The 25,534-nt window shown below is 63.8% G+C and carries 21 protein-coding genes; 10 read left to right on the top strand and 11 right to left on the bottom strand.

Annotation, left to right across the window (positions count from 1 at the left end; genetic code table 11):
• The first annotated feature begins 78 nt into the window (after positions 1 to 78).
• A complete protein-coding gene (locus AC097A_RS14745; protein WP_479621427.1) occupies positions 79 to 798 on the top strand; it encodes a hypothetical protein in 720 nt (239 codons plus the stop codon).
• 2 nt (positions 799 to 800) lie between these two features.
• A complete protein-coding gene (locus AC097A_RS14740; protein WP_479621426.1) occupies positions 801 to 1,235 on the top strand; it encodes a hypothetical protein in 435 nt (144 codons plus the stop codon).
• A gap of 362 nt (positions 1,236 to 1,597) precedes the next feature.
• Here the strand turns inward: AC097A_RS14740 and AC097A_RS14735 are convergent, their stop codons facing one another.
• Entirely contained in the window at positions 1,598 to 2,755 is a 1,158-nt protein-coding gene (locus tag AC097A_RS14735; protein ID WP_479621425.1) for an MFS transporter, read from the bottom strand.
• Between the two features lie 178 nt (positions 2,756 to 2,933).
• Here AC097A_RS14735 and AC097A_RS14730 point away from each other — a divergent pair, with 178 nt between their 5' ends.
• The 3 genes from AC097A_RS14730 to AC097A_RS14720 are packed head-to-tail and all read left to right on the top strand — an operon-like array spanning position 2,934 to position 6,315.
• The gene (locus AC097A_RS14730; protein ID WP_479621424.1) at positions 2,934 to 4,274 is read left to right on the top strand and encodes a glutamine synthetase family protein; all 1,341 of its coding nucleotides are present in this window, start codon (positions 2,934 to 2,936) and stop codon (positions 4,272 to 4,274) included.
• Positions 4,275 to 4,288: 14 nt separating this feature from the next.
• Entirely contained in the window at positions 4,289 to 5,656 is a 1,368-nt protein-coding gene (locus AC097A_RS14725; RefSeq protein ID WP_479621423.1) for an aspartate aminotransferase family protein, read from the top strand.
• Positions 5,653 to 6,315 (top strand): GntR family transcriptional regulator, encoded by a 663-nt coding sequence (locus AC097A_RS14720; RefSeq protein ID WP_479621422.1) that lies wholly within the window; start codon positions 5,653 to 5,655, stop codon positions 6,313 to 6,315. The genes AC097A_RS14725 and AC097A_RS14720 overlap by 4 nt, the downstream gene beginning before the upstream one ends.
• Positions 6,316 to 6,413: 98 nt before the next feature.
• Here the strand turns inward: AC097A_RS14720 and AC097A_RS14715 are convergent, their stop codons facing one another.
• The 8 genes from AC097A_RS14715 to AC097A_RS14680 all read right to left on the bottom strand — a co-directional run bounded on the left by AC097A_RS14715 (position 6,414) and on the right by AC097A_RS14680 (position 16,663).
• Complete coding sequence (locus AC097A_RS14715) at positions 6,414 to 7,928, bottom strand: CoA-acylating methylmalonate-semialdehyde dehydrogenase (RefSeq protein ID WP_479621421.1); 1,515 nt, start codon at positions 7,926 to 7,928, stop codon at positions 6,414 to 6,416.
• A 21-nt stretch (positions 7,929 to 7,949) separates the two neighbouring features.
• The gene (iolB, locus tag AC097A_RS14710; protein ID WP_479621420.1) at positions 7,950 to 8,768 is read right to left on the bottom strand and encodes a 5-deoxy-glucuronate isomerase; all 819 of its coding nucleotides are present in this window, start codon (positions 8,766 to 8,768) and stop codon (positions 7,950 to 7,952) included.
• An 18-nt stretch (positions 8,769 to 8,786) separates the two neighbouring features.
• Positions 8,787 to 9,713, bottom strand: coding sequence for a myo-inosose-2 dehydratase (gene iolE, locus AC097A_RS14705; protein ID WP_479621419.1), 927 nt, complete (start codon positions 9,711 to 9,713; stop codon positions 8,787 to 8,789).
• 26 nt (positions 9,714 to 9,739) lie between these two features.
• On the bottom strand, positions 9,740 to 11,611 hold the full coding sequence (iolD, locus tag AC097A_RS14700; protein WP_479621418.1) for a 3D-(3,5/4)-trihydroxycyclohexane-1,2-dione acylhydrolase (decyclizing): 1,872 nt from the start codon (positions 11,609 to 11,611) through the stop codon (positions 9,740 to 9,742).
• 21 nt (positions 11,612 to 11,632) lie between these two features.
• Positions 11,633 to 13,585, bottom strand: a complete 1,953-nt coding sequence (locus tag AC097A_RS14695) for a bifunctional 5-dehydro-2-deoxygluconokinase/5-dehydro-2-deoxyphosphogluconate aldolase (RefSeq protein WP_479621417.1) — start codon at positions 13,583 to 13,585, stop codon at positions 11,633 to 11,635.
• Between the two features lie 7 nt (positions 13,586 to 13,592).
• Positions 13,593 to 14,378 (bottom strand): ATP-binding cassette domain-containing protein, encoded by a 786-nt coding sequence (locus AC097A_RS14690; protein WP_479621416.1) that lies wholly within the window; start codon positions 14,376 to 14,378, stop codon positions 13,593 to 13,595.
• Between the two features lie 17 nt (positions 14,379 to 14,395).
• On the bottom strand, positions 14,396 to 15,538 hold the full coding sequence (locus tag AC097A_RS14685) for an ABC transporter permease (protein WP_479621415.1): 1,143 nt from the start codon (positions 15,536 to 15,538) through the stop codon (positions 14,396 to 14,398).
• An 87-nt stretch (positions 15,539 to 15,625) separates the two neighbouring features.
• Positions 15,626 to 16,663 carry a sugar ABC transporter substrate-binding protein gene (locus AC097A_RS14680; RefSeq protein WP_479621414.1) on the bottom strand — a complete coding sequence of 346 codons (1,038 nt, stop codon included), beginning with the start codon at positions 16,661 to 16,663 and terminating at the stop codon, positions 15,626 to 15,628.
• 208 nt (positions 16,664 to 16,871) lie between these two features.
• On the opposite strand from AC097A_RS14680, the gene AC097A_RS14675 reads away from it, so the two are divergent.
• From AC097A_RS14675 to AC097A_RS14660, 4 genes are all read left to right on the top strand, one after another.
• Positions 16,872 to 17,747 (top strand): MurR/RpiR family transcriptional regulator, encoded by an 876-nt coding sequence (locus tag AC097A_RS14675; protein WP_479621413.1) that lies wholly within the window; start codon positions 16,872 to 16,874, stop codon positions 17,745 to 17,747.
• A gap of 48 nt (positions 17,748 to 17,795) precedes the next feature.
• On the top strand, positions 17,796 to 18,791 hold the full coding sequence (gene iolG / locus AC097A_RS14670) for an inositol 2-dehydrogenase (RefSeq protein ID WP_479621412.1): 996 nt from the start codon (positions 17,796 to 17,798) through the stop codon (positions 18,789 to 18,791).
• Between the two features lie 8 nt (positions 18,792 to 18,799).
• Positions 18,800 to 19,828, top strand: coding sequence for a Gfo/Idh/MocA family oxidoreductase (locus tag AC097A_RS14665; protein WP_479621411.1), 1,029 nt, complete (start codon positions 18,800 to 18,802; stop codon positions 19,826 to 19,828).
• 110 nt (positions 19,829 to 19,938) lie between these two features.
• Entirely contained in the window at positions 19,939 to 20,532 is a 594-nt protein-coding gene (locus AC097A_RS14660; protein ID WP_315494877.1) for a hypothetical protein, read from the top strand.
• A 15-nt stretch (positions 20,533 to 20,547) separates the two neighbouring features.
• On the opposite strand, the gene AC097A_RS14655 is transcribed toward AC097A_RS14660, so the two are convergent.
• Positions 20,548 to 23,802 (bottom strand): error-prone DNA polymerase, encoded by a 3,255-nt coding sequence (locus tag AC097A_RS14655; protein ID WP_479621410.1) that lies wholly within the window; start codon positions 23,800 to 23,802, stop codon positions 20,548 to 20,550.
• 103 nt (positions 23,803 to 23,905) lie between these two features.
• Here AC097A_RS14655 and AC097A_RS14650 point away from each other — a divergent pair, with 103 nt between their 5' ends.
• Positions 23,906 to 24,475: a response regulator gene (locus tag AC097A_RS14650; RefSeq protein WP_161499949.1), complete on the top strand. Its 570-nt coding sequence runs from the start codon at positions 23,906 to 23,908 to the stop codon at positions 24,473 to 24,475.
• Between the two features lie 27 nt (positions 24,476 to 24,502).
• On the opposite strand, the gene AC097A_RS14645 is transcribed toward AC097A_RS14650, so the two are convergent.
• Positions 24,503 to 25,390 carry a hypothetical protein gene (locus AC097A_RS14645; RefSeq protein WP_479621409.1) on the bottom strand — a complete coding sequence of 296 codons (888 nt, stop codon included), beginning with the start codon at positions 25,388 to 25,390 and terminating at the stop codon, positions 24,503 to 24,505.
• Positions 25,391 to 25,534 lie beyond the last annotated feature (144 nt).

The raw sequence follows: 25,534 nt of genomic DNA, 5'->3' as shown, positions 1-25,534 counted from the left end.
GCTAGGCTATTGTGTCGTGTGTTAAAGCGTAGCAACACCAGCCGGCCGGCGGGAGACGCAAGCACAAAGGGAGAAGGAATGGCGACGGTAATCGAACACGCATGGGAAAGCCTGTCGAACACGCTGCGGCTGTATGTCGAGGCGCACATGGACTTCGCTGCGCTCTACGAAGTTGACCGCCCAGACGCGGTCACACGGCAGGACCGCACGCTCGAAGGCAAGTTGGAGAAGTTCCACTCGTTGTATGACGTCACTAAGGACCTTCCCGGCTTTGACTACTTCAAGCACGCTGACACGTCGATGCTCATCGTGCTGCGCAACGCTATCCATCATCGCGACCACCCACTATTCGTTGGCTGGGAAGCCTTCGTTCTCGCTCACGAAGTGACTAAAAAGCTGCCATCAAACAAGTACTTGTTCGCAAGCCTCACGCCCGAGGCTGAGCGCATCGTGCTGCGTTACTACCTCCCACTCGAGGACTTCAGGCAGCGACTTCCCCATGCCAAGTTGAAGCCTGCGGATAGGACCGCGATCAGCGCGCTATGGGAGCAAGAACTGCGCTTTGCGGACATCAGCAAGGTGGGCGAACGGGAGGGGTTTGACGTCCAGAGCGTGTACGTGGACGTGATGCCGATGTTCATTTCAGCGATGCACCGCGTGCGTGGCTGGTTGTCCACCACAGACTTTGCTCCGGCCGGCAGCGACGGCGAGACTTATTACAGGGCGTTCAGTGACGCAGCGCCGACTCAACAACTCGGATTTAGGGCGTTGGTCACACCAAGTAACCGAAAGGGATAAGCGTGTTCGAATTATTCAAGAAGAAAGAAGCGCCGCGGCCAGCACAGACTTCAGCAAATGAAAACATCATGGACAAAACGGCTGCACTTCTAAATCTACAGCTAATGTTGTGCCGATCGCAGGACGGATACCTGACTGGGCTCGACAGCAAGTTCGTACGTGGCTACCTTGTCGGCTACTTTGATTGCTCACTGCAAAAGCTTGGCCATCCGGTCCAGGGCGACGAAGAATTTGCGATGCTGCTGCTCCGTGGCCACGCCCAGCTGCTGGGCAACGACGTGGGCGACACCCAGCGCTACACATTCGGCTCGCTACGACTGCAAGATGACCCCGACTTCGCTCGCGGGCAGGCCGAAGGTGGGAATGACTGCAATGACGTATTAACCGGCAGACGCGATAGAGCGCTCACGTTGATGCGCTACTTCATGGAGGGCTGACGCTTCATCGCGGACGACCAGGGCGCAGTTCCGCTTTCTATGTGGCAGCTTTCTGCCTCCGAGTTCAGCGCTGGGAGAGACCCGTCACGATGCGACAGCAGGCATTGGCCGCCGAGGCACGAACGACAGCAACGGGTCGAGTCTGTGTGAAAGCTCATCGCGGTTGACCCAGTCCGAAAGTCGACCGCTCAGATGGGCCTAGGTTGCGTTTTGTTGAGTGTGCCAAGGGGTCAAGGACCCCTGAAAACATGACTCAACGGAGTTTTCACACAGCCTCGGTCGTTTGCGATCAGTGGGTTGCAAGCAACACGCCATTTATGCATCAAATGTGCCTCCAGCACCCATGGAATATGCGCAAGCAGCTATCTTTTCAATAGCAAAATTACCATCACCCCAGCCACCACCGCAGTAAACCCCATCAGCGCGGCACTAGTCGTCGCCGTCATGGCGCCCCCCGCCACCACCGGCCCCACCACCGCGCTCAGTGAATAGGCGATGGACAGCGAACTCACGTTCCAGGCCATGTCGGGCGTGGGGGTTTTGGTGGCGGCGATGAGCGCCAGCGTGAGGAAGGCGGTGATCAGACCGCCCAGCACAAACATGGTGGCGTAGGCCACGGGCACGCCGGGCAACAGGGCCAGCAAGGCGGCGGCCAGCACCGTGCCCGCCGCAGCCAGGGCGCCGGCCGCGCGCATACCCCAGTGATCAGCCATCCAGCCCACGGGGTACTGCAAGAGCAGGCCGCCCAGGCCAAAGCTGGTCAGCAGGTGGGCGATGTTTTGCGCATCAAAACCGCGGTCGCCCGCGAAGACGGCGAACAGGCCGACCACGGCGGATTCGAGCATGCCGCCGCACAGGGCAATCAGCAGCCCCTGGCGGAAGATGCGATGCGGCCATGCTGCAGTACCCGACTGGCGCCAGCCGCCGGACGCCAGAGAAGCGTGCTCCTGCGGTGGCCTGCGGGCAAACGCCAGGGGCAGCAAGGCGGACAAGGTGAAGCCTATGCCCACCCACAGAATGGTGTGGCCCTGCACACCCACCAGCGCGGCAATGGCCGGGGCCACCACAGGGGCGGCGGCAATCAGCGTTTCATGAAAACCCACCAGGCGCCCACGCGCGTGGGCGGGGGCGATGCGGTACAGCCAGGGCTCCAGCCCCACCCAGCGCAGGCCCATGCCCAGGCCGGCCAACAAGCCACACAACAGATAGAGAGGCCAGGCCACATAGGCGATGCCCAGCAGCGCCACCACGGAACAGGCCAAGCCAGCCACCACCACGCGGCGCGCGCCCCAGCGGTGGCACAGCCACGGCGCCAGCGCCAACCCGGGCATTTGCCCCAGCCAGAGCGACGCGGCAAAAAAACCCAGCTGTGCCGCGCTCAGCCCCTGCAGCGCCAGCCACACCGGCACCATGACATAAACGATGCCGAACTGCCCGATTTGGGACAGGGTGGAGACGGCATTGAGCGCGGTGATGGTGCGCCAGTCGTAGGCGTGGTTGGGTGGGGTGGAGCTGGACATGGGACAAAACAGGAATCGGGGGTGGGAGTCTATCCGGCCGCCCAACCCGCACCTGGCCTCCAATTTTTCGATCACAAACATGCCATGAATTCGCAATTTATGGAGCATTTACGTGTTTGTGATCACAAATTGAAGGCCGCGCACTAGAATTTGGCCATCTCCACCACCGGCCCTCCCCATGTCCACCCCCAGCGCCATCGAAGCTTTTTTGACCCAGCACCGCATCCACGAGGTGGAGTGTGTGATCCCCGACATGACCGGCATTGCGCGCGGCAAGATCCTGCCGCGCGACCTGTTTTTGGCGGCGGGGGAAATGCGCATTCCCAAAAGTGTGTTGCTCAACACGGTGAACGGGCAGCAGCCGGACAACGGCCCGTTTGTGGGCGACACTGACCCGGACATGGTGTGCATCCCCGATGTGAGCACCGCGCGTGTGGTGCCCTGGGCGGCGGAGCCGGTGGCGGTGGTGATCCACGACTGCCAGGAGTGGGACGGCAGCCCGGTGCAGATTTCGCCGCGCGGCGTGTTGCGTCGGGTGCTCAAGCTGTATGAAGAACGCGGCTGGACGCCGGTAGTGGCGCCCGAGATGGAGTTCTACCTGGTGGCCCGCCAGCAAAACCCGCACGAGCCCCTACAGCCGCCGCTAGGCCGCACCGGCAAGCCCGAGGCGGGGCGGCAGAGTTATTCGATTGACGCGGTCAACGACTTTGACCCGTTTTTTATGGAGCTGTCCAGCTTTTGTCAGCAGCACCAGCTAGGGGTAGAGACACTGATCCACGAGGCCGGCCCCGGCCAGATGGAGATCAACTTCAGCCACGGCAATGCGCTGGACCTGGCGGATCGCGTGTTCCTCTTCAAACGCACGGTGCGCGAGACGGCGCTGCGCCACGGCATTTTTGCCACCTTCATGGCCAAACCCATGGAGCAGGAGCCGGGCAGCGCCATGCACATCCACCAGAGCATTCTGGATGCCGACGGCAACAACATTTTCAGCCTGCCCGATGGCTCGGCCAGCCCGCTGTTCGGCCAATGCATTGCGGGGCTGCAGGCCTACATTCCGCAGCTGATGCCCATGTTTGCGCCCTATGTGAACTCGTACCGGCGCTTGTCGCCGTTTATGTCGGCGCCCATCAATGTGCGCTGGGGGCATGACAACCGCACCTGCGGCATTCGCATCCCCCAGTCCAGCCCCGCCAACCGCCGGGTGGAAAACCGGGTGCCCGGTGTGGACGTGAACCCCTACCTGGCCATGGCCGCCACGCTGGCCTGTTGTTATCTGGGCATGACCCAGGGCCTGACGCCCAGCGCCCCCACCACCGACAGCGCCTGGAACGTGAGCCACGAACTGCCCCGCCACCTGGAAGACGCGATTGCCTCCATGCGCAGCTGCGCGCCCATGCGCGAGGTGCTGGGCTCGGGGTTTGTGGACGCCTTCTGCGCCGTGAAGGAACTGGAATACGCCACTTACAACCGCGTGATCAGCTCCTGGGAGCGCGAGCATTTGTTGCTGCTGGTGTAAGCGGGGGCCGTGCCATGACCCAGACTTTTCGCCACCTAAACCCCCAACGCCTGGCCGCCGCACGCGAACGCGAACGTGCCACGTATGCCGCTGCCAACCCCACGTCCCACGCCCTGTCTGCGCGGGCTGCCAAACACCTAATGTTTGGGGTGCCGCTGCACTGGATGAGTGACTGGTCCACTCCCTTCCCGTTGCACATCGCCCACGCGCAAGGGGCGCAGCTGACGGACGCCGACGGCCACCGTTATGTGGACTTTTGCCTGGGCGACACCGGCGCCATGTTCGGCCACAGCCCGCCCGCAGTGGCGCGCGCCATTGCGGCGCAGGCGGCACAAGGCATTACCACCATGCTGCCCGGTGAAGACGGCGTGTGGGTGGCGGAGGAGCTGGCGCACCGCTTTGGCCTGCCGGTGTGGCAGTTTGCGTTGTCAGCGTCTGACGCGAACCGTTTTGCCATCCGCTGGGCGCGCGCGCTCACCCAGCGCACGCAGGTGCTGATTTTTAATGGCTGTTACCACGGCACAGTGGACGATGTGTTTGTGGACCTGGTGGATGGCCAGCCGCGCACGCGCGACAGCCTGCTGGGCCAGGTGGTGGACATCACCCGTACCACGCGCAGTGTGGAGTTCAACGACCTGGCCGCGCTGGAGGCCGCGCTGGCCGACGGCCAGGTGGCTTGCCTGCTGGCCGAGCCGGCCATGACCAATATCGGCATGGTGCTGCCCGAGCCCGGCTTCTGGGAGGCGGCGCAAGCCCTGTGCCGCCGCTACGGCACCCTGCTGCTGATGGACGAGACGCACACCATCAGCACCGGGCCCGGCGGCTACACCCGCGCCCATGGCCTGCAGCCGGACCTGCTGGTGCTGGGCAAGCCGGTGGCCGGTGGTGTGCCCTGTGCGGTGTACGGCTTTAGCGCAGAGGCCGCAGCCCGAGCCGAAGCGGCCAAACGCAACGCCCCGCCGGGCCACAGCGGCATAGGCACCACACTCACCGCCAACCTGCTGACCATGGCCGCCATGCGCGCCAACCTGGCCGAGGTGATGACGGAGGCCGCCTACGCCCACATGTTCACGCTGGCTACACGCTTGGCCGACGGCCTGCGCGCCATGATTGCGCGCCACGGCCTGGGCTGGTGTGTGACACAAATCGGCGCGCGCACCGAGTTCCAGTTCACGCCAACGCCGCCGCGCAATGGCAGCGAGGCCGACGCCATCCTCAACCCCGCGCTGGAGCAGAACATCCACCTCTACCTGCTGAACCGGGGCCTGGTGATCACGCCGTTTCACAACATGATGCTGGTGTGCCCCGACACCACGGCCGACGATGTGGACCGCCTGGTGGCGACCATGGACGCGTTTGTGGTGGACACTCTGGCCCCATGAGCGAAGCCCCCACCAGCACCGACCAGGACCGCGTGTACACCACGCTGCGGCAGTGGATCACCGTGGGGCGTTTTCTGCCCGGCGAGCGGCTCAAGATCCGCAATGTGGCGGCTGACATGGGCGTGGGCCAGATGCCGGTGCGCGCCGCCTTGCAGCGCCTCGCGGCCGAAGGCGCGCTCATCAACGTGCCCAATGCCGGGGTGACGGTGCCCCGCCTCTCGCTGCCCGAGTTTGATGACTTGTTGCAGATGCGCATGATGCTGGAGGGCGAGGCGGCGGAGCGTGGCAGCCTGCGGCTGGACGCGGTGCAGATCACCACGCTGCAGGGCTGGAGCGCGGACATGGCCGCCGCACTGGGCGTGGGCGATGCCAAGCGCTACCTGGACATCAACGAAGACTTCCATGTGCTGCTCTACAAGGCCGCGGGCTCACCCCTACTCTTTCAGCTGATCGACACCCTGTGGCTGCGCGCGGGCCCCATCTCCAACCGCCTGTTCGACACACCCGCCGCCAGCGCGGTGCTGAACGACGCGCATGACGACCTGGTGCAAGCCTTGGTGCAACGCGACAGCGCGGCTGCGCGCCGTGCCGTGGAGCGCGACATTTTTGTGGCGGGTCAATTCCTGCGGGCGGCGTGTGGGGGCAAGAAACAGAAGTAAAAAAGGCGACCCCACTGGAGTCGCCTTTTAAAACGCTATAAAAATAGTAGCTGCTTGCGCAATATCCATGAGCGCCAGAGCACTATTTGATGCCCAACTTACTTCGCCGTCGGCATCACAAACTCGGCGCCCTTGCCAATGCTCTCGGGCCAGCGCTGCATGATGGACTTTTGCTTGGTGTAGAAACGCACGCCCTCTTCGCCGTAGGCGTGCATGTCGCCAAACAGGCTCTTCTTCCAGCCGCCAAAACCATGCCAAGCCATGGGCACGGGGATGGGCACGTTGATGCCCACCATGCCCACCTGCACCCGGCGGCTGAACTCGCGCGCCACGTTGCCGTCGCGGGTGAAGCAGGCCACGCCATTGCCGAACTCGTGGTCGTTGATGAGCTGCAGCGCTTCGGCAAAGCCGGGCACGCGCACGCAGGCTAACACCGGGCCAAAGATCTCTTCCTTGTAGATGCGCATCTCGGGGGTCACGTGGTCGAACAGCGTGCCGCCCAGCCAGAAGCCGTTGTCGCAGCCTTCACCAGCCTTGCTCCCGTCAAAGCCGCGGCCATCAGCCAGCAGCTTGGCGCCCTCTTGCACGCCCAAATCGATGTAGCCGCTGATGCGGGCATGCGCGGCCTGGGTGACGATGGGGCCCATTTCGGCGGCCAGGTTGGTGCCGTTAAGCACCTTCAGCGTTTTGGTGCGCTCCAGCAGCTTGGGGATGACCTTGTCCGCCACATCGCCCACCAGCACCGCTACGCTGATGGCCATGCAGCGCTCGCCGGCCGAGCCGTAGCCCGCGCCGATGAGCGCGTCCACCACCTGGTCCACATCCGCATCGGGCATGACCACCATGTGGTTCTTGGCGCCACCCAGGGCCTGCACGCGCTTGCCATGGTGGGCGCCGGTCTCGTAGATGTAGTTGGCAATGGGGGTGGAGCCGACAAAGCTCACGGCCTTCACATCGGGGTGCACCAGCAGCGCGTCCACGGCTTCCTTGTCGCCCTGCACGACGTTGAACACGCCATCGGGCAGGCCGGCTTGCTTGAGCAGATCGGCCATGAACAGGCTGGCGCTGGGGTCGATCGGGCTGGGCTTGAGCACAAAGGTGTTGCCCGCCGCAATGGCGACCGGAAACATCCACATGGGCACCATGACCGGGAAGTTGAACGGCGTGATGCCGGCCACCACACCCAGCGGCTGGCGCAGTGTCCAGTTGTCGATACCGGTGCTCACCTGGTCGGTGAAGTCGCCCTTGAGCAGTTGCGGAATGCCGCAGGCGAACTCGACGATGTCGATGCCGCGAGACACCTCGCCCTGCGCGTCGGTGAATACCTTGCCGTGCTCGGCGGTGATGAGGTGGGCCAGTGCGTCCTTGTGCAGGTTTAGCAGTTCCAGGAACTTGAACAGCACGCGCGCACGGCGAATGGGCGGCGTGTCCGACCACTTGGGGAAAGCCGCTTGGGCGGAGGCCACGGCGGCGTCGACTTCGGCCCCATTGGCCAGGGCCACCGAGCCGGTGACTTTGCCGGTGGCGGGGTTGAAGACGTCTTGGGCGCGGCCGCTGGTGCCGGGGGTGACATTGCCGTGGATGTAATGGGCGATGGAAGTAACTTGGGACATGCAGTGTGTTTCTAAAAAAGTTCAGGTGCCAGCCGCAGGGGCCAGCATCCATTCGTGGGCCGGGTCGTTCTTGAAGACCCAGAAGCGGTTGGGGCCCGCCATGACGTTGAGGTAATACGAGTCGTAGCCGTGGGGCGCCACCACCGGGTGGTAGCCCTTGGGCACCATCACCACGTCGTGGTTCTCTACGGCGCAGGCTTCGTCGATGCTGCGGTCGTCGGTATAGACGCGTTGAAAGGCAAAGCCCTGCGGTGGGTTCAGGCGGTGGTAGTAGGTTTCTTCCAGCAGGGTCTCGACGGGCGGCTGCTCCACATCGTGCTTGTGGGGCGGGTAGCTGCTGCTGTGGCTGGCGGGTGTGCGCACTTCCACCACCAGCAAATGGGCAGCGGTAGGGTCGTCGTGCGGCAGGATGTCGCACACGTAGCGCGTGTTGGTGCCCTTGCCGCGCACGCTGCGGCGCATGCTGGCCGGGTCGATCACGCGCACCGCGCGCTCTTGCGCGTCGGTAGGCGCGCTGCACAGGCCGACTTCAGCGTCGCGCACCGCGCGCAGCGTCACCGTCTTGCCAGCGGGCACGTACACAGCAGCGGGCGACTTCTCGTCAAACACGCTGTCGCGCGTGCCAAGGTTGGCATGCGTAGTGCCATCCACCGTCACGTCCACAGAGCCTGTGAGCACAACCACGCACAGCTCGCGCGCGCCGGTAGCGACTGTTTCTGTCGCACCGGCCTCCAGACGCAAGGCGCGAAAGCCCACATGCGTCCAGCCAGCGCGCTCGGGGGTGACGTTGACAATCTCACGGCCCGTGGGGGCGGCTTTGGCGAGTAAGGGGCTGACCATGGCGGTGTCCTTTGCAAATCAGGCCAGGCTTTTGACCAGGCCATTCAGGGTCTCGAACCCCTTCTTGGCGTACTGGTAGCTGGGGGCCACGGCGGGGTCCTGTTCGGCCTCGACCACCAGCCAGCCTTCGTAGCCCGCATCGCGCAGCACGCCGAGGGCAGCGGCGTAGTCGATGCTGCCGTCACCCGGCACGGTGAAGGTGCCATTGAGCACACCGCTCAAAAAGCTCCAACCATCGTTGCGCGCTTGGGCAATCACTGGGGTTCGCACGTCTTTGCAGTGCACGTGCACCACGCGCTTGACGTGCTTTTTGAGCAGGGCCACCGGGTCGGTCGCGCCACCAAAGTAGGCGTGGCCTGTGTCGTACAGCAGGAAGACCTTGGCGGGGTCGGTGAGCGTCATCAGCTTGTCGATATCGGCCGGAGACTCCACATAGGCGCCCATGTGGTGGTGGTAAGCCAGCTTGATGCCGTAGGTCGTGAGCAGGTGCTCGCCAAATGCATTGAGGCGCTCGGCATAGGCCAGCCACTGCGCGTCAGAAGCGAACTTGGGGCGCTTGCTGACGGGAGTGTCGATCTGGCCCTGCACGGTGCCAGCGCATTCGCCGTAGACCACCACGTTCACGCCGTTGTACTGCAGCTTGCTCATGTGGGCTTTGCAGCGCTCGATCTCTGCAGCCACGGCCCGCTCGCTGGTCTGGCCGGGCTCCAACTCGGCCAGAAAGCCGGAGTACCAACCGGACACGCAAGCCAGGCCGTATTCATCCAGCTTGGCCTTGAGGGCGGGGCCATCTTTAGGAAATTTGTTGCCCAGCTCAAAACCGACATAGCCGATTTCCTTGCCTTCGCGCAATGCGGTTTCCAGCGGCGTTTCACCGCCCAAAGAGGGCATGTCGTCGTTGAACCAAGAAATGGGGTTGATGCCAATGCGGACATTCCAGGTCATATCAATGCTTCTTTCAAATCTAAAAATCAAACACGTTGTTCTTGCTTGCCCGCCACATAGCGGGCATGGGCGTCCAGCACTTCGCTGCGTGCGGACACTTCGGGTATGGCAACTTCCCACCAGCAGCCGCCCTCGGTGGTGCGGGTGTGGGTGGTGTCAATCACCAGCACCTGGCTGCGCTTGGCAGCCCGGGCTTGCACCATGGCGGCTTTGAGTTCAGCCACGTTGGCCACATGCACGGCGTCGGCGCCCATGCTGCGGGCGTGCATGGCGAAGTCGATGCTGCTGGCCTCGCCGCCTTCGGGCACGCAATCGTCCAGCAGGTTGTTGAAGGCGGGGCTGCCCGACGCGGTTTGCAGGCGCTGGATGCAGCCGTAACCGCGGTTATCCAACACCACCACAATGATCTTCTTGCCCAGCATGACCGAAGTGGCCAGTTCGGAGTTCATCATCATGTAAGAGCCATCGCCCACCATCACGATGACTTCTTGTTCAGGCCGGGCCATCTTCACACCCAATCCACCGGCAATCTCGTAGCCCATGCAGGAGTAGCCGTATTCCATGTGGTAGTTGCCGGGCCGGCTGGCGCGCCAGAGCTTGTGCAGCTCGGCCGGCAAGGTGCCTGCGGCGCAAATGGCCACATCGTGCACAGCGCTGTCGCCACCCGCATCGTTGAGCGAGTCGCGCACGGCGCCAATCACTTCGGCATCGTAGGGCAGCACACCGGCTTGCGGTGCGGCGGTGGTCAGCTCGGTCACGCGGGCATTCCACTGCGCGGCTTGCTGCTTGGCGCGCGTGGTCCAGGCGGGGTCAGCCTTCCAGTCGCCCAGCGCGCTGCCCAGGGCTTGCAGGCCCACCAGCGCATCGGCCACCAGGGCGGTGCCGCGCCACTTGCTGGCGTCAAAGCTCTGCACGTTCAGGCTCAGCAGCTTGGCATTGGCAAACAGGGCGTGTGAGCCGGTGGTGAAGTCTTGCAGGCGGGTGCCCACTGCGAACACCACATCGGCCTCGCGCGCCAGCACGTTGGCATTGGGTGCGCCGTCCACGCCAATGGCGCCCAGGTTCAGCGGGTGGTCCCAGGCCAAGCTGCTCTTGCCACCGTGCGACTCCACCACGGGCACGCCATGCGCCTCGGCAAACGCACGCAGGGCTTCACCGGCATGGCTGTAAAGCACACCGCCGCCGGCCACGATCAGGGGCTGCTTGGCGGTTTTCAGCAGGGCCACGGCCTGCTGCAACTCACGCGCATCGGGCGGGGGGCGGCGGAACTGGATCAGCGCGGGGTGCAGAAAATCCTCGGGGCAATCAAACGCATGCGTCTGGACGTCCTGCGGCAAGGCCAGGCACACGGGGCCACAGTTGGCGGGGTCCGTCATGATCTGGATGGCACGCGGCAAGGCGGTCAAGATCTGCTCGGGCCGGGTGATGCGGTCAAAGAAACGCGTGACGGGGCGGAAGCAATCGTTGGCGCTCAGGTCGCCCTGCTGAAAGCTCTCCACCTGCTGCAGCACCGGGTCCGGCGCGCGCGAGGCAAAGGTGTCACCGGGCAGCAACAGCACAGGCAGGCGGTTCACATGGGCCACCGCAGCTGCGGTGACCAGGTTGGTGGCGCCGGGGCCAATGCTGGTGCTGACCGCCATGATGCGCTGGCGCAAGTGCGCCTTGCTGTAGGCAATGGCCGCATGCGCCATGCCCTGCTCGTTATGCGCACGGTAGGTGGGCAGGGCCTGGCGCTCGGCCCACAGAGCCTCGCCAAAACCGGCCACATTGCCGTGGCCGAAGATGGTGAACACCCCGCCGCAATAGGGCTGGATGCTGCCGTCAAACATTTCCACGCGCAAAGCAGCCAGGTGTTTCACCAGCGCCTGCGACAGCGTGAGTCGTTGGGTTGTTGTCATGGTCAGGGTTGTACCGAAAATTTAAGCCACTGCGCGCACCAGGGTGCGGCGGTTGCGCCAGGCGTCGACCAGAATGGTGAAGTTGCGCGCCACCTCGCCCACAAAGGCCTGGTCATCCATGTCGCCAGCCAGCCAGCGCAGCGAGGCATCGGCCCACAGGCTGCGCCCCACCATAAAACCTTTGACAACCGGGTTGGTGGCATCGCGGAAGCTGTCCACCAGATGGGCGATGGGCTGATTCAGGCCCAAGATGACGGCACCACGGCAATACGGGTCGCGCTCGGCCAGCATGGCCTCTAGGGCAGCCCATCCCTTGGGTTGCATGGGGGCCAGCTTCCACCACTCGGGCTTCACACCCAGGTTGTAAAAGCGCGTCACAGCGCGCAGCACGGCCTGGTCTTCGGATCCGGTCACGGTCAGGGCTTTGGGCAGAATGATTTCGAGCAGCAGTTCGTTGCCACTGGCGCGGGTGGCCTCCCACAGCTCCAGCACTTTTTGCTCCTGCTCCAGGCGCAGGGTGTAGTGGTCATCCGGGTGGTAGTGCACCAAGCACTTCACCACCTGCTCGGTGGGCCAGTGCGTCAGCGCACTGCCTACAGAGCGCGTGCCATCAAAGCGCAGTGGGCGCGAGCCTGGCAGCTCCACCGGGCGGCCGACCCACCAGCCGCGGCCGGTGGCACTGGCCAAGGCATCGGCACCGTAGCTGCCGCCGTCCACCAGCACGCCGGTGCCGCCCTGCAACTGCGAGCGCTCTTCTACTTGCGCAGCGGCTTGCACCAGCAATTTTTTGAGCGCCGGAATGCGCGACTCGGGCGCGCCCGCTTCCACACACAGGTCGTAGAACTGGCTGCGGTGGTCAAACGCCATCACACACAGCTCGCTCCACACAGGGCGGGCGGCACTCACGCGGTGCAAGTGGGCCAGTTGCGCGTCTGCGTCCACCTTGGGGTTGCGGCTGCCACCAAACCAATGGGCCAGCTCGGCCGGCGTGGGCATGGCGTCGGAACAGGCGTGGCGCGACACCACGATGGCGCCACAGGCATTGGCCGTTTGCGTGGCTTGCGCCCAGTCCTTGCCTTGCAGCAGGCTGGCCATCAGGCCCGATAAAAATGCATCGCCCGCGCCCAGCACGTTCAGCACCTCTACGCGTTCGCCCTGGAAGGTGGGGGCGTCGTCAATGGCGGCGGGAATCGCGCCTTCGATCACCGAGCAACCTGCCGCACCGCGCTTGACCACCAGCACCGCATGGCTCAGCGCGCGCACGGCGCGCAAGCTGGCCATCAGGTCATTGGGTACCCCACCGGCAATAAAGAACTCTTCTTCGGTGCCCACCAGCAGGTCAAACTGCGGCAGCATCTCTTGCAGCTGCTGCGTCACGGCCGCATCGGGCACATAGCGGTTCTCGCCCGCGCCGCGGCTGGTCAGGCCCCATAGCACCGGGCGGTAATCAATGTCGAGCACGCGCACCACGCCGTGCTTGCGGGCAAATTCCAGCGCGCGGGAGGACGCAGCGCGGGTGCCCGGTGTGGAGAGATGGGTGCCGGTGATGGCCAGTGCACGGCAGCGGGCGATAAAGGCCTCGTTGATCAGCGCGGCGTCGATGGCCATGTCGGCACAGTTTTCGCGCACAAACAGCAGCGGAAAAGTGTCGCGGTCCTTGATGCCCAGCAGCACCAGGGCCGTAAGGCGCTGGGGGTCCACCTGCACCTGGCTGGTGTCGCAGCCATTGGCCTGCAGGGTCTGGGTCAGAAAACGCCCCATCTGCTCGTTGCCCACCCGCGAGACCATGGCGCTGCGCAAGCCCAACCGGGCCACACCAAAGGCCAGGTTGGCAGAGCTACCGCCCAGGTACATGGCCATGCTGCGAGCGTTTTCCAGCGCACTGCCAAACTGCTCCGCATACAGATCGACCGCGAGGCGGCCCAGGCAGGCTAGGTCGATGTCCCGCCCTTGTGGAAATTTCAAGTGTGTCATGGTGTCTTTAAATCGTTACGCCTTCAAGGTCGGCCATGAGTTTCTGCATTTCCTCGCCACCTGCCATCATGTCCAGCACTTCGTCTTTGCTCACATCTTTTTTCAGGTAGGTGCCCAATGACTTGCCACGGTTCAACAGCGTGAAGCTGTCAGCAATCGGGTAGGCATGGTTCACGTTGTGGGTGATGAAGATGACGGAGATGCCGCGGGCCCGCGCCGTGGCAATGAGCTTGAGCACGTTCGCCGACTGCTTGACACCCAGGGCCGCGGTGGGCTCGTCCAAAATCAGTACCTTGGCACCAAAGTGGATGGCACGCGCAATGGCCAGGCACTGCTTCTCGCCGCCCGACATGGTGCCTACCATCTGGTTGGCGTCGCGAATGCGGATGCCCATGTCGCGTAACTTGTCGCCCGCCGTTTGGGCGGCCAGGGCGTGGTCCATGACCGGAATGAAACCAAACAGTTGTTTGATGGGTTCGCGCCCCATGAAGAAGTTGCGTGCCACGCTCATCAGGGGCACCAGCGCCAGGTCCTGGTAGACGGTGCCGATGCCAACATCCAGCGCCTCACGCGGCGAGGCAAAACGCACCGGCTTGCCTTCCAGGAGGTATTCACCCTTGTCGGGCGCATGCACACCGGCCAGGGTTTTGATCAGGGTGGACTTGCCAGCGCCGTTGTCGCCCAGCAGGCAGTGCACCTCACCACGGCGCAGGCGCAGTGTCACGCCGCCCAGGGCAATCACGGAGCCGAAAAATTTGCTGATGTCTTCGAGCTGAAGGATGTAGTCGCTCATGGTCTGTCTCTTGGGGTTTAACGACGGCCTGCTGCGAAGCGGGAACGGATGTAGTTGTTGAACAGCACGGCAATCAGCAGCATGAGGCCGAGGAAGACGCGGTACCAGTTGTTGTCGATGCTGGTGTAGCCAATACCGATTTGCACCATGCCGAAGATCAGCGCGCCAAACGCCGCACCAATCACCGAGCCATAGCCGCCTGTCAGCAGACAGCCACCAATCACCGCAGCAATGATGGCTTCGAACTCTTTTTGCAGCCCACGGTCTGCCGCGGCAGAACCGGCGTCTGCCACTTGCAGCACGGCAAATACGGTGGAGCACACCGCCATGAAGATGAACAGGCTGATCTTGACCCGGGCCACCGGAATGCCCACATTCTTGGCGGCATTGGCATCACCACCGACCGCCTGGATCCAGTTGCCCATGCGGGTGCGGGCCAGCACAAAGGCGCCTGCTGCCGTGAGTGCCAGCCACCAGACCACGGCCTTGGGGATACCGGTGGCCAGTGCGGTGCCGTCGTCGCGGGCCGCAATCACGCCCATGCGGGCCAGGCTGTCAAACACACCGGTCAGGGTGTAGCCGGTGAACAGAAAGGAGATGACGGGGTCCTGCGCAAACATGTCTCGCAGCACCAGATCACCGTTGCCACTCAAGATGGTCTTGCCGGTGAAGATGACGGACACAGCGAGTGACAGGCCACGCAGGATGAAGAAGAAGGCCAGCGTGACGATGAACGAGGGCAAGCCGGTGCGCACCACCAGCCAGCCGTTGAGCCAGCCCAGGGCCATGGCCACCACAAACGCAAAAATCACGGACAACCAGATGGGCCAGCCCCAGTACAGCGCGGGAATGGCCAGCAGCATGCCGGCAAAGCCGATCATGGAGCCCACTGACAGGTCGAACTCACCGGCAATCATGAGCAGTGCCGCGCCCACGGCCAGCACGCCCAGGTAGGCGGCCACTGTGCTCCAGTTGATGATGCCTTCGGGGTTGAACATGCCGGAGCCGCTGGCACTGAACGCGAACATGGCAAAGACCAGCAAGGTGCCGGCCAGCGCGCCAAATTCAGGGCGCGCCATGAGTTTGCGCAACAGGCTGACCTCACGAACCCGGTCGTCGACGGGGGCTTTGGAGGCAAGGGTGGGGGCGATGGGGGTCATAAGAATCACACTGGAATACAGAGAAAAACAAAACTGCTGGCAGCGGACAAGGAGCACACGCTCCCTGCCTGCTGCGCTTGCAAGCGATTAGCGGTACTGGCCTGCGTACTTCTCCACCTTGCCAATGTTGTCCTTGGTCACAAAGCCAGGGCCCGAACCAATGTGGCGAGGACCGTAAGCCGGTGCCAGACCGTATTCGGTGAAGCGTGCCGTCGTCTTGGCGTTGCCCTTCACGGCGGCAGACACGGCTGCCAGGTCGGTGCTCTTCATGGACTTCATGCTGGCCAACACGGCGACCGGGATGTAGCCCTGCAAGTACGGTTGCTGGTCAATACCGAACTTGATGGAACCGTCCTTGATGCCCTTGGAGATTTCGTCGGACAGGTCAAAGGTGGCCATCCACATCTTGCCCTTGGTACCGGCTTTTTCCAGCGCCTTGAGCGTGGGGTGTGCCGAGGTGGGGCCCAGGGTCAATACGGCGCCGGTGCTGGGGTTCTGGCGCAGGTAGGCCGACACTTTGGCTTCGATGCCGGTGGGGTCATCACCCGAGTCGATGGTGCTCTTCTTGAAGTCAGCGCCAATGGCTTCGGCAAAACCGCGGCAACGTTCAAACGATGCGGGGTTGGTGGCGTAGTGGTTCACGCACAGGAAAGACTTCACACCGTCTGCTTTGGCGCGCATGCCGGCGCCCTTGCCAGCCTCAAACTCAGGCTGGCCCACATGCATCACGGCGCCAAGCTTTTCGCTCTGCTCGATGGTGCCGGAGTTGATGGTGATGACGGGAATCTTCTTGTCGGTCAGCTTTTTGATGGCGCTTTGCAGCACGTTGTAGTCGGCAATCGTCACCACCACACCGTCATAACCCTGCGCTGCGGCTTGTTCAATCAGGCGGGCCATGTCGGCCAGGTCGCCGTTGGCCGGGTTGCGGTAGTCCACCTGCACGCCATAGTCTTCACCGGCGTGTTTGACGGAGTTCTTGATGGTGTTCCACCACGAATCGGAGTCGGGTGCGTGGCTGATCAGTGCGATCTTGGACTGCGCAGCGGCCATGCCGCTGACGGCCAGCAGTGCGCTCAACAGCACGGTTTTTGCAAATGTCTTGCGGGACAACTTCAGGTTCTTCATACGGTCTCCAATTTTTTAATGTCACTCGAGGAAGGTGAAAACTTCACTGCAAAGCAGCGGACGCAGGGCTTGCCAGCATCTGCGAAGAAGTTTATCTATTTCAACTCAAAATAGAAATATATTTCTAATAGGTGAAAACCCTAGAACAAATTTTCGTTCTATAACGCACCTCTGACAGATAATTTGTTCTAGAAACTACCCATACGGCATGAGCACACCTCCCCCACCCCACGCCCCCGAGAGCGAAGAAGCCCTGATCGCCGCCATGGCCCGCGAGTACCCCGGCCTGAGCCGGCAACTCAAGCAAATTGGCACCTATGTGGAGCAACACCGCGGGCAGTTGGGCATCCAGTCCATCCAGCAGGTGGCAGAACTCTGCGAGGTGCAGCCCTCCGCCGTGGTGCGCTTTGCCAAGCATTTCGGCTTCAGCGGCTTCACCGAAATGCAGAAGCTGTTTCGCGACGGTCTGGCCAAGCAGATTTCCCCCAGCCGGGACTACCAGTCGCGCATCCGCGGGGCCATCGAGTCTGGCGCCAAGGACCTGACCAGCGCCGACATCGTGCACGCCGTCATTGGTGGTGGCATCGCCGGCATGGAAGAGCTGCAGCGCAGCCTGCAGGAGCCCGCGTTTGAAGCGGCGGTGGACTTGCTGTTCCGCGCCGACACGGTGTGGCTGATGGCGTCGCGCCGCTCGTTTGCCATTTCCACCTACCTAACCTATGCGCTGCAGCACACCGAAAAGCGCGTGCAGCAGATCACCGCCATGGGCAATATGCAGGACGGCCAGCTGCGCGGCCTGCGCCCCGGCGATGTGATGGTGGCGATTTCCTTCGCACCCTATGCGCCAGAGACTGAAAACATCGTGTCTGAAGCGCATGCACGTGGTGCGCGCGTCATCTGCATCACCGACAGCAGCCTGAGCCCCATGGCACGTTATGCCCACACCTCGATTCTGGTGAACGAAACCAGCGTCTTCGGCTTTCGCGCACTGACCAACACCATGGCGGTGGTGCAAAGCCTGTTCATGGCCCTGGCCTACCGGCTGGAGCTGCAGTACCAACCCACCCGCCCCCGCCAGTCCTGAGACTGCGCACAACTCTCTTTCCCTTCTTACCCCTGAACTGAAGTCACCATGAAAAAAGTAGCCCTCTTTGGTGCTGGCCGCATTGGCCGCATCCACGCCGCCAACCTCGCCGCCATGCCCGGCATTGAACTCACCGCCGTGAGCGACCCCATGGCCGCCAACGCCGCCGCCCTGGCACAAGAGCACGGCGCCCGTGTCGACAGCGTGGAGGCCATCTTTGCCGACACGTCCATTGACGCGGTGGTGATCGGCAGCCCCACCACCACCCACAGCGACCTGATCACGCGTGCGGCCCAGGCCGGTAAACACATCTTTTGCGAGAAACCTGTGGACCTGTCCGCAGAACGCGCCAAGGCCTGTGCCGCTGTGGTGGCTCAGGCCGGTGTGGCCTGCATGATCGGCTTTCAGCGCCGCTTCGACCCCACCTTCAATGAGGCCAAAACGCGCCTGGACCGCGGCGACATCGGCAACCCCGAGATGCTGGTCATCACCAGCCGCGACCCCGGTGCGCCACCCGTGGAATACATCCAGCAGTCCGGCGGCATCTTCCGCGACATGCTGATCCACGACTTTGATGTGTTCCGCTGGATTCTGTGTGGCGACGGCGACAAGGCTGCGTGGCTCAGCGCCACCGGCTCCTGCCTGACCGACCCCGCCATCGGCAAGGCCGGCGACTTTGACTGCACCGCCGTCACCATCAAAACCGTGAAGGGCCGCCTGTGCCAGATCAACACCACACGCCGCGCCGCCTACGGCTACGACCAGCGCTTTGAAGTGATCGGCTCCACCGGCATGCTGCAGTGTGGCAACCACCGCCCCAGCGAAGTGACCCAGGCCACGGCCCAAGGCACATCGCAAGACAACCCCGAAGCCTTCTTTCTACAGCGCTATGCCGCCGCCTACCGCCTCGAGATTGAGCACTTCTTCACGCAACTGCAAAACGGCGGCAGCTTCCGCACCACGGTGCAAGACGGCGTGGACGCCCAGATCCTGGCCGATGCCGCCGCCCAAAGCGCGGCCAGCAACCAGATCATCACGTTCTGAGGCGCAGCATGACTTCCTCTTTGCGAATCGGCATCGTCGGTCTGGGCCGCCTGGGCCAGCGCCACGCGCAAGCCCTGGCCTTCAGCACCCGCAACTGCACCCTCACCGCCGCCTGCAGCCCGGTCGAATCCGAGCGTGTCTATGCCACGGAGCAGCTCGGTATCACGCAGGTGTACAGCCGCTATGAAGACCTGCTGGCCGACCCCAACATCGATGCGGTAGTGCTGGTCACCCCCACCTCTCTGCATGCCGACCAGACCATTGCGGCGCTGCAGGCGGGCAAGCATGTATTCGTGGAAAAGCCCCTGGCGCTGAATGTGCCCGATTGCGAACGCGTGTTGGCAGAAGCGGCCAAGCACCCCGCGCTAGTGGCCATGGTGGGCTTTGTGCGCCGCTTTGACCCCAGCTACCGTGCGGCCCAGGCCAGCATTGAAGCGGGCGAGATCGGCCGCCCTTTCATCGTGCGCTCGCAAACCTGCGACCAGAACGACCCCGACGGTTTCTTTGTGCGCTTTGCCCCCACCTCGGGCGGCATCTTCATGGACTGCAGCGTGCACGACATCGACCTGGCACGCTGGATGCTCGGCCGCCCCAAGGCCACGCGCGCCTACGCCACCGGCACCATTGCCCTGCACCCCGGCCTGGCCGAGTTTGGTGATGTGGACAACGGCCTGGCCATCGTGGACTTTGAGGGCGGCGCCAAGGCGGTCTTCTACGCCTCCCGCACCATGGCCCATGGCCACGAGACCCACACCGAAATCATTGGCACCGCCGGCAAGCTGCTGGTGGGTGAGCACGCCGCCCGCGACCGCGTGGTGAAGAGCGATGCCCACGGCGTGCGCCATGCGGTGCTCAAGGACTTCTACGAGCGTTTTGAGGCAGCTTTTGCCGCCGAGATGGCCGAGTTTGTGGCAGCTTGCCGCGGCGAGCGCGCGCTCACGCTCACGCTGTCCGACGCACTGGAAGCCACGCGCATTGGGTTGGCGGTGACCGAATCACTCAAGACCGGCCTGCCTGTCGCTATTACGCAGGGCTGAGCCAACCCCTGGGCATCTCCCCTGCGTGCAGGGGGTTTTGGGCACCCACCATTTGGTGCGCGCAGCTACGGACGCTAGCATGGGGGCCACCATTTTTTGGGGGAACTCCCATGCGTCTGCCTTGCTACGGTCTGCACAGCCTGCTGCTAGCGGCAGCCACGGCCCTGCCTTGGCAAGTGGCAGCTGAAACGCGGGACTCCAGCTGGGGCCTGTACGTAGGCAAATACCACGATGCAGAGCCTGCCGGCGCCATCGCAGGCACGGCCAACTACACGGAGCACTACATGCTGGCCCTCACGGGCAGCACCACACTGTGGAAATCGAAAGACTGGCCAATTGCGCTGGAACTGGACGGAATGATTGGCCAACAGTGGGGCAAGGCCAGCCTGACCGAAGTGGCGGTGGCCCCCACCATCCGCTGGAGCGGCTTTCCGTGGCGCGATGTGCTGCGCACCGACTTGCGGCTGGCACCGCTGGGCATCTCGTACACCAGCGAGGTGGGGCCCATGGAGCGCGGCGCCAATGGGCAAGGCACGCGCACACTGAACTTCCTCTTCGTTGAAGCTGCCTTCTCCCGGCCGCAAACACCGGATACCGAGTTTTTTGTCCGCCTGCACCACCGCTGCGCGATTTACGACCTGCTCAACAGCAATGGTGCCAATGGCGAGGATTTTCTCAGTGTCGGCCTGCGCTTCAAGTTCTAGCGCGCGAACAAAACGTCAATGGAAGTCCCGGCTGGTGGTGGCCAGGTCACCCAGCAGGTGGGTGAGGTCCACCACCCGCTTGGCCACCACGTGGCGCACCTGGCCGCCGCTTTCGTCGTCGCGCTGCCACACGCCATACACCGCCATCAGCCGCGCGCGGTAGACCACGTCACGAAACTGCTCACGCACGCTTTTCCACACAATCACGTTGACGCTGCCGGTCTCGTCCTCCAGCGTCACAAAAATCACGCCCTTGGCGGTCTGCGGCCGCTGGCGTGCGGTGACGATGCCGCAGGCGCGTACCAGTCGGCCGCTGGGGTAGTCGCGCATTTGCGCAGCTGTCAGCAGCTTCTGTTTTGATAGCGGCTCGCGCAATAGCAGCAAGGGGTGGGAGCGTAAAGTGAGCCCAACTGCAGCGTAGTCAAAGGTCACCTCTTCGCCCTCACCCGCCGCAGGCAGCGCCAAATCGTCTTCGTTTATCGGCACGCCCTGCAGCAGCGCGGGTGCGGGCAGCAGGGCCGACGCGTCCCACACCTGCTGGCGGCGGTGGCCGCTGAGCGACTGCAGCGCATCGGCACTGGCCAGGGCCTTGAGGTCGCCCGCGTCGAGCTGGCAGCGCAGGGCCAGGTCTTGGGTGCTGGTGAACGGGGAATGCTGGCGCTGTTCGGTAATGCGCTTCGCCACCGGTTTCGTCAACCCGCTGACCAAACGCAGGCCAAGGCGAACGTCATGCCCCTCCAGCGTACAGTCCCAATCGCTCTGCAGCACATCCACCGCGCGCACAGTCACCCCGTGGCGCTGCGCATCCTGCACCAGCTGCGCCGGTCCGTAAAAACCCAGCGGCTGGCTGTTGAGCAACGCCGCCAGAAAACACGCCGGTTCGTGCCACTTGAGGTAACTGCTGATATAGACCAGCAGCGCAAAGCTGGCCGCGTGGCTCTCGGGGAAACCGTATTCGCCAAAACCCTCCATTTGTTTGAAGATGGCCTCGGCAAAGTCCAGCGGGTAGCCGCGCTCCACCATGCCGCCCACCAGTCGGTCGTGGTACTGGCTCACATTGCCGTGGCGCTTCCACGCGGCCATGGAACGGCGCAGGCCATCGGCCTCACCGGGCGTGAAGCCGGCCGCCAGCACGGCAATCTGCATCACCTGTTCCTGAAAAATCGGCACACCGTGCGTGCGCTCCAGCGCTTTTTGCAAGGCGGGGTAAGGCGACTTGGCGCCCTCCGGGTCTTTGCGCGCCTTCAGGTACGGATGCACCATGCCGCCCTGAATCGGCCCCGGCCGCACGATGGCCACCTCCACCACCAGGTCGTAATAACAGCGGGGCCGCAGGCGCGGCAGCATGCTCATCTGCGCACGGCTCTCGATCTGGAACACGCCCACCGTGTCGGCCGCACAAATCATGTCGTAAGTGGCTTCGTCGCCACGCGGAATGTCCTGCATGCGCAGCGGTTCTGCCAAGCCGCGCCGCTGCGTCACCATCTCCAGGCAGCGGCGGATGGCGCTGAGCATGCCCAGGGCCAACACGTCCACCTTCATCAGGCCGACGGCCTGCAAATCGTCCTTGTCCCACTGGATGATGGAGCGCTCCTTCATGGCGGCGTTCTCCACCGGCACCAGGCGGGTGAGCGGGCCCTGCGTCAGCACAAAACCGCCCACATGCTGGCTCAGGTGGCGCGGAAAGCCCTGCAGCGTGGTGCTCAGCTCCAGCCAGAGTTGCAGGCGGCGCGAGAGATGAGGTGCAAGACCACCTTGCCCCCCGGGAGTCTGGGCGGCAGGGCGTTCAGCGTAGGTAAAGGAGGAGCCCGCACCGCGGGCGGGGGACACGGAGCTGGGCGCTCTGCCGCCCAGGCTCCCGGCGCCCGCCACACCTGCGCCAGCAGCTACTTTTTCCATAGCAAACTGCAGTCGCTCTGCCAGCACCTCCCGGCCGTACATGCCGGGGTGCTCCTTGGCCATGGCGGTGATCAGGTCCTCAGGAATCTCCAACGCATGGCCCACATCGCGCAGCGCGCTGCGCGGGCGGTAGCTGATGACGGTGGCCGCAATGGCGGCACGCTCGCGGCCGTATTTGGCGTAGATGTACTGGATCACCTCCTCACGGCGCTGGTGCTCAAAGTCCACGTCGATGTCGGGCGGTTCGTTGCGTTCGCGGCTGATGAAGCGTTCGAACAGCAGCGAACTTTCATGCGGGTTGGCCTCGGTGATGTGCAGGCAGTAACACACCACCGAGTTGGCAGCCGAGCCGCGCCCCTGGCACAGGATGTGTTCTCGCCGCGCAAACTTCACGATGTCGTGCACCGTGAGGAAATACATCTCGAAGCGCAGTTCCTCGATCAGCGCCAGCTCGTGCTCCACCCGCGGGCGGATGTCCTCGGGCATGCCCGCCGGGTAACGCTCACGTGCGCCCTCCTCCACGTAATGGCGCAGGGTCTGCGCCGCCGTCTGGCCCGGCAGCACGGCCTCCAGCGGGTAGTGGTAATGCAATTCATCCAGACTGAAGGTGCAGCGCTGCGCCACGGTCAGCGTGTTCGCCAACCAGTCAGGCGGGAACAACGCCGCCAACCGCACACGCGAACGCAGGTGCCCCTCCGCATTGGCCTGCAGTGCAAAGCCGCAAGCCGACACCGGCTGGCCCAGGCGCACGGCGGTCAACACATCGTGCAGCGGCTTGCGCGAGCGCACATGCATGCACACCTGGCCCGTGGCCAGCACCGGCAGGCCGCTCAATGCCGAGAGCTGCTGCACCCGCACACGCTGCAGCGCATCCCCCGCCACCAGCCCCACACTGGCCGCCAGCCAACAATTTGAACCAAATATGCCTCTAGCCCTTATGGATATTGCGCAAGCAGCTTCTGTATTGATAGCAGATGGAAAGGCCAGCAGCACCTCGCAGTCCGCCAGCAGCGCCCAGGGCGACTCGGACCAGGTGGTGCGGTACTGCCCCTTGATGGCGGCCATGCGGGCCAGGGTGATGAATTCACACAGGTTGCCCCAGCCCGCCAACGTGTGCGGCAGTGCCACCAGCGTGAAGTGCCCGCCACAGGGCAGCGCCACGGCAAACTCGGCGCCTGGCAGCAGCTGCAGGCCCAGGCGCTTGGCCTCCACGTGCGCACGCACCACACCGGCCACCGAACATTCGTCGGTGATGGCCAACGCGCGGTAGCCCAGCGCGTGGGCGCGCTGCACCAATTCTTCGGGCTGCGAGGCACCGCGCTGGAAACTGAAGGACGAGAGGCTGTACAGTTCTGCGTAGTCTGGAAGCATATTGGCGTGCCCCAGTGCATCAGGGAATGGAATTATGACCAATAACTGTATTTATATACAGGTAATATCTGTAAAGACATTAACATTCCCTTACACTTCGACCATGCAACTGTCTTCGCTGCCTGCCATCCCCATCACTGCCGCATTGCGTGCGGACATTGAGTCTCTGCTCGACTCGCAAGAATCGCTGTCCGAGTTCGTGTTGACCTCCGTGCTGGAAAGCCTGGAGCGCCGCCGCCACATGGCCGCCATGCGTGCCGAAGCAGCCAGCCAGCAGCAAGAGGCCCACACCGGCCCGCTGCGCGTGCTGGTGGTGGACGATGACGATTTCAGCCACACCGTGCTGCGCGAAATGCTGCTGAGCCTGGGCGTGGCCGAGGTGCACACGGCACGCGACGGTAGCAGCGGCGCCGAGGTGCTGGCCCAGATGCCGGCCCCGCCCGACTTTTTGATTTGCGACATGGTCATGCCACACACCGATGGCATCGACTTTTTGGGCCACTTGGCCAAGGCGCAGTACCGCGGCGGGGTGATTTTGCTCAGCGGCGGCGACAGCCTGATGCTGTCGATTGCCGCCGAAGTGGCCGTGTCCGACGGTCTGCGCGTGCTGGGCTCGTTTGCCAAACCGCTGCAGCGCGGCGACCTGGCCGACGTGATGGGCCTGGAGCACTAGGCTCCGGCTCCCCGCCATCACCGTGACTCAGTTTGCGGGGGATGGAAAAAACGGCTCCCCCTGCACGCTGGACAGCGGCAGCACCTTGCTCCCCAGTGGCACCAAAACCGGCGTGCGCTCGCGCGGGGCCTCGTCATCGTCAGGACCCGCTACCGGCCGGCCCTTGCCGGGTACCAGCACCGGGGCCACGCAGGCCGCACGGATCTCGGCCACTTGCTCCGGCTTTAAAACATCCCGCTTGCCAAAAGGCTGGCCATCCACCTGCAGGCGCTCTCCGTTGAGCAACGCCACCAGGTTCAGCGGGGGCCGGGCCTGCTGGGTGTCAAAACCCAGGCGCACCGTGCCGCCCCGCAGCGCGGCAGGCAGCTGGTACTGGGTCACCCGCAGCTGCTGCGGCTGGCCGCGGGCGTCCATCTCCACCTGGCCGATATAAAAGTAGCGGGCCGTGGCAACGGGCATGGCAGGCAGTGGGTAGCTCTCGGCCCAGCTGTGCCGGTCGTTGCCAAACAGGGGGCGCAGGCTGCTGGGCCAGGCAGCAGTGGCCGAGGTGGCAAACACCGGGGCCAGGGCCTCGCTCAAGGTGTAGCCATGGAAGTCAAATACCAAGTCGCTGCCCGGCCCCGCCTTGGCAAAGGCCGGAAACAGCGTCTGCGCCTTGCGCACCTCTTGCAGGCGCACACCGGCGTCTTTGCCGGGCAGGGCCTTCCAGTGGCCAGCCACCAGCATGTCCAGTGACCCGCCCATGAAGCGGAAGCAAAAGGTGTTGTCGTCCAGCAGCATGATCTGGCTCACCGTGTCCACAGAGCCGCTGGTGTAGCCGCCCGGGTAAGGGCGCTCTTCAGGCGTCAACGCGCCTGCGCTGCCGTGTAGCGCAGCCAGCAAGGCCAGGGCCCAGGTGTGGCGGGGTGGTGTCATCGTGTTCTCCCTTTAATTAGCCGGCCACTATAGGGCACGGCATGGGGCACGGCACCGCACTGTCGCGCGGGTTACGCCAAACGCGCCAGCGCCAGCCACGGCCTCCTAAGATGGCTTTTTGCACGGCTTTTGCTGAGGGGATTC

Source organism: Rhodoferax sp. XS2R6 (assembly GCF_056521365.1).
This window is presented reverse-complemented; position numbering and strand designations above follow the sequence as displayed.

Bases quoted from the DNA above. Each gene is read 5' to 3' on its own strand.
- AC097A_RS14655 (WP_479621410.1), bottom strand. From the start codon at position 23,802: ATGCTTCCAGACTACGCAGAACTGTACAGCCTCTCGTCCTTCAGTTTC.
- AC097A_RS14660 (WP_315494877.1), top strand. From the start codon at position 19,939: ATGCGTCTGCCTTGCTACGGTCTGCACAGCCTGCTGCTAGCGGCAGCC.
- iolE (WP_479621419.1), bottom strand. From the start codon at position 9,713: ATGACCTGGAATGTCCGCATTGGCATCAACCCCATTTCTTGGTTCAAC.
- iolB (WP_479621420.1), bottom strand. From the start codon at position 8,768: ATGGTCAGCCCCTTACTCGCCAAAGCCGCCCCCACGGGCCGTGAGATT.
- AC097A_RS14690 (WP_479621416.1), bottom strand. From the start codon at position 14,378: ATGAGCGACTACATCCTTCAGCTCGAAGACATCAGCAAATTTTTCGGC.
- AC097A_RS14745 (WP_479621427.1), top strand. From the start codon at position 79: ATGGCGACGGTAATCGAACACGCATGGGAAAGCCTGTCGAACACGCTG.
- AC097A_RS14695 (WP_479621417.1), bottom strand. From the start codon at position 13,585: ATGACACACTTGAAATTTCCACAAGGGCGGGACATCGACCTAGCCTGC.
- AC097A_RS14735 (WP_479621425.1), bottom strand. From the start codon at position 2,755: ATGTCCAGCTCCACCCCACCCAACCACGCCTACGACTGGCGCACCATC.
- iolD (WP_479621418.1), bottom strand. From the start codon at position 11,611: ATGACAACAACCCAACGACTCACGCTGTCGCAGGCGCTGGTGAAACAC.
- AC097A_RS14665 (WP_479621411.1), top strand. From the start codon at position 18,800: ATGACTTCCTCTTTGCGAATCGGCATCGTCGGTCTGGGCCGCCTGGGC.
- AC097A_RS14645 (WP_479621409.1), bottom strand. From the start codon at position 25,390: ATGACACCACCCCGCCACACCTGGGCCCTGGCCTTGCTGGCTGCGCTA.
- AC097A_RS14680 (WP_479621414.1), bottom strand. From the start codon at position 16,663: ATGAAGAACCTGAAGTTGTCCCGCAAGACATTTGCAAAAACCGTGCTG.
- AC097A_RS14675 (WP_479621413.1), top strand. From the start codon at position 16,872: ATGAGCACACCTCCCCCACCCCACGCCCCCGAGAGCGAAGAAGCCCTG.
- AC097A_RS14725 (WP_479621423.1), top strand. From the start codon at position 4,289: ATGACCCAGACTTTTCGCCACCTAAACCCCCAACGCCTGGCCGCCGCA.
- AC097A_RS14730 (WP_479621424.1), top strand. From the start codon at position 2,934: ATGTCCACCCCCAGCGCCATCGAAGCTTTTTTGACCCAGCACCGCATC.
- iolG (WP_479621412.1), top strand. From the start codon at position 17,796: ATGAAAAAAGTAGCCCTCTTTGGTGCTGGCCGCATTGGCCGCATCCAC.
- AC097A_RS14685 (WP_479621415.1), bottom strand. From the start codon at position 15,538: ATGACCCCCATCGCCCCCACCCTTGCCTCCAAAGCCCCCGTCGACGAC.
- AC097A_RS14650 (WP_161499949.1), top strand. From the start codon at position 23,906: ATGCAACTGTCTTCGCTGCCTGCCATCCCCATCACTGCCGCATTGCGT.
- AC097A_RS14720 (WP_479621422.1), top strand. From the start codon at position 5,653: ATGAGCGAAGCCCCCACCAGCACCGACCAGGACCGCGTGTACACCACG.
- AC097A_RS14715 (WP_479621421.1), bottom strand. From the start codon at position 7,928: ATGTCCCAAGTTACTTCCATCGCCCATTACATCCACGGCAATGTCACC.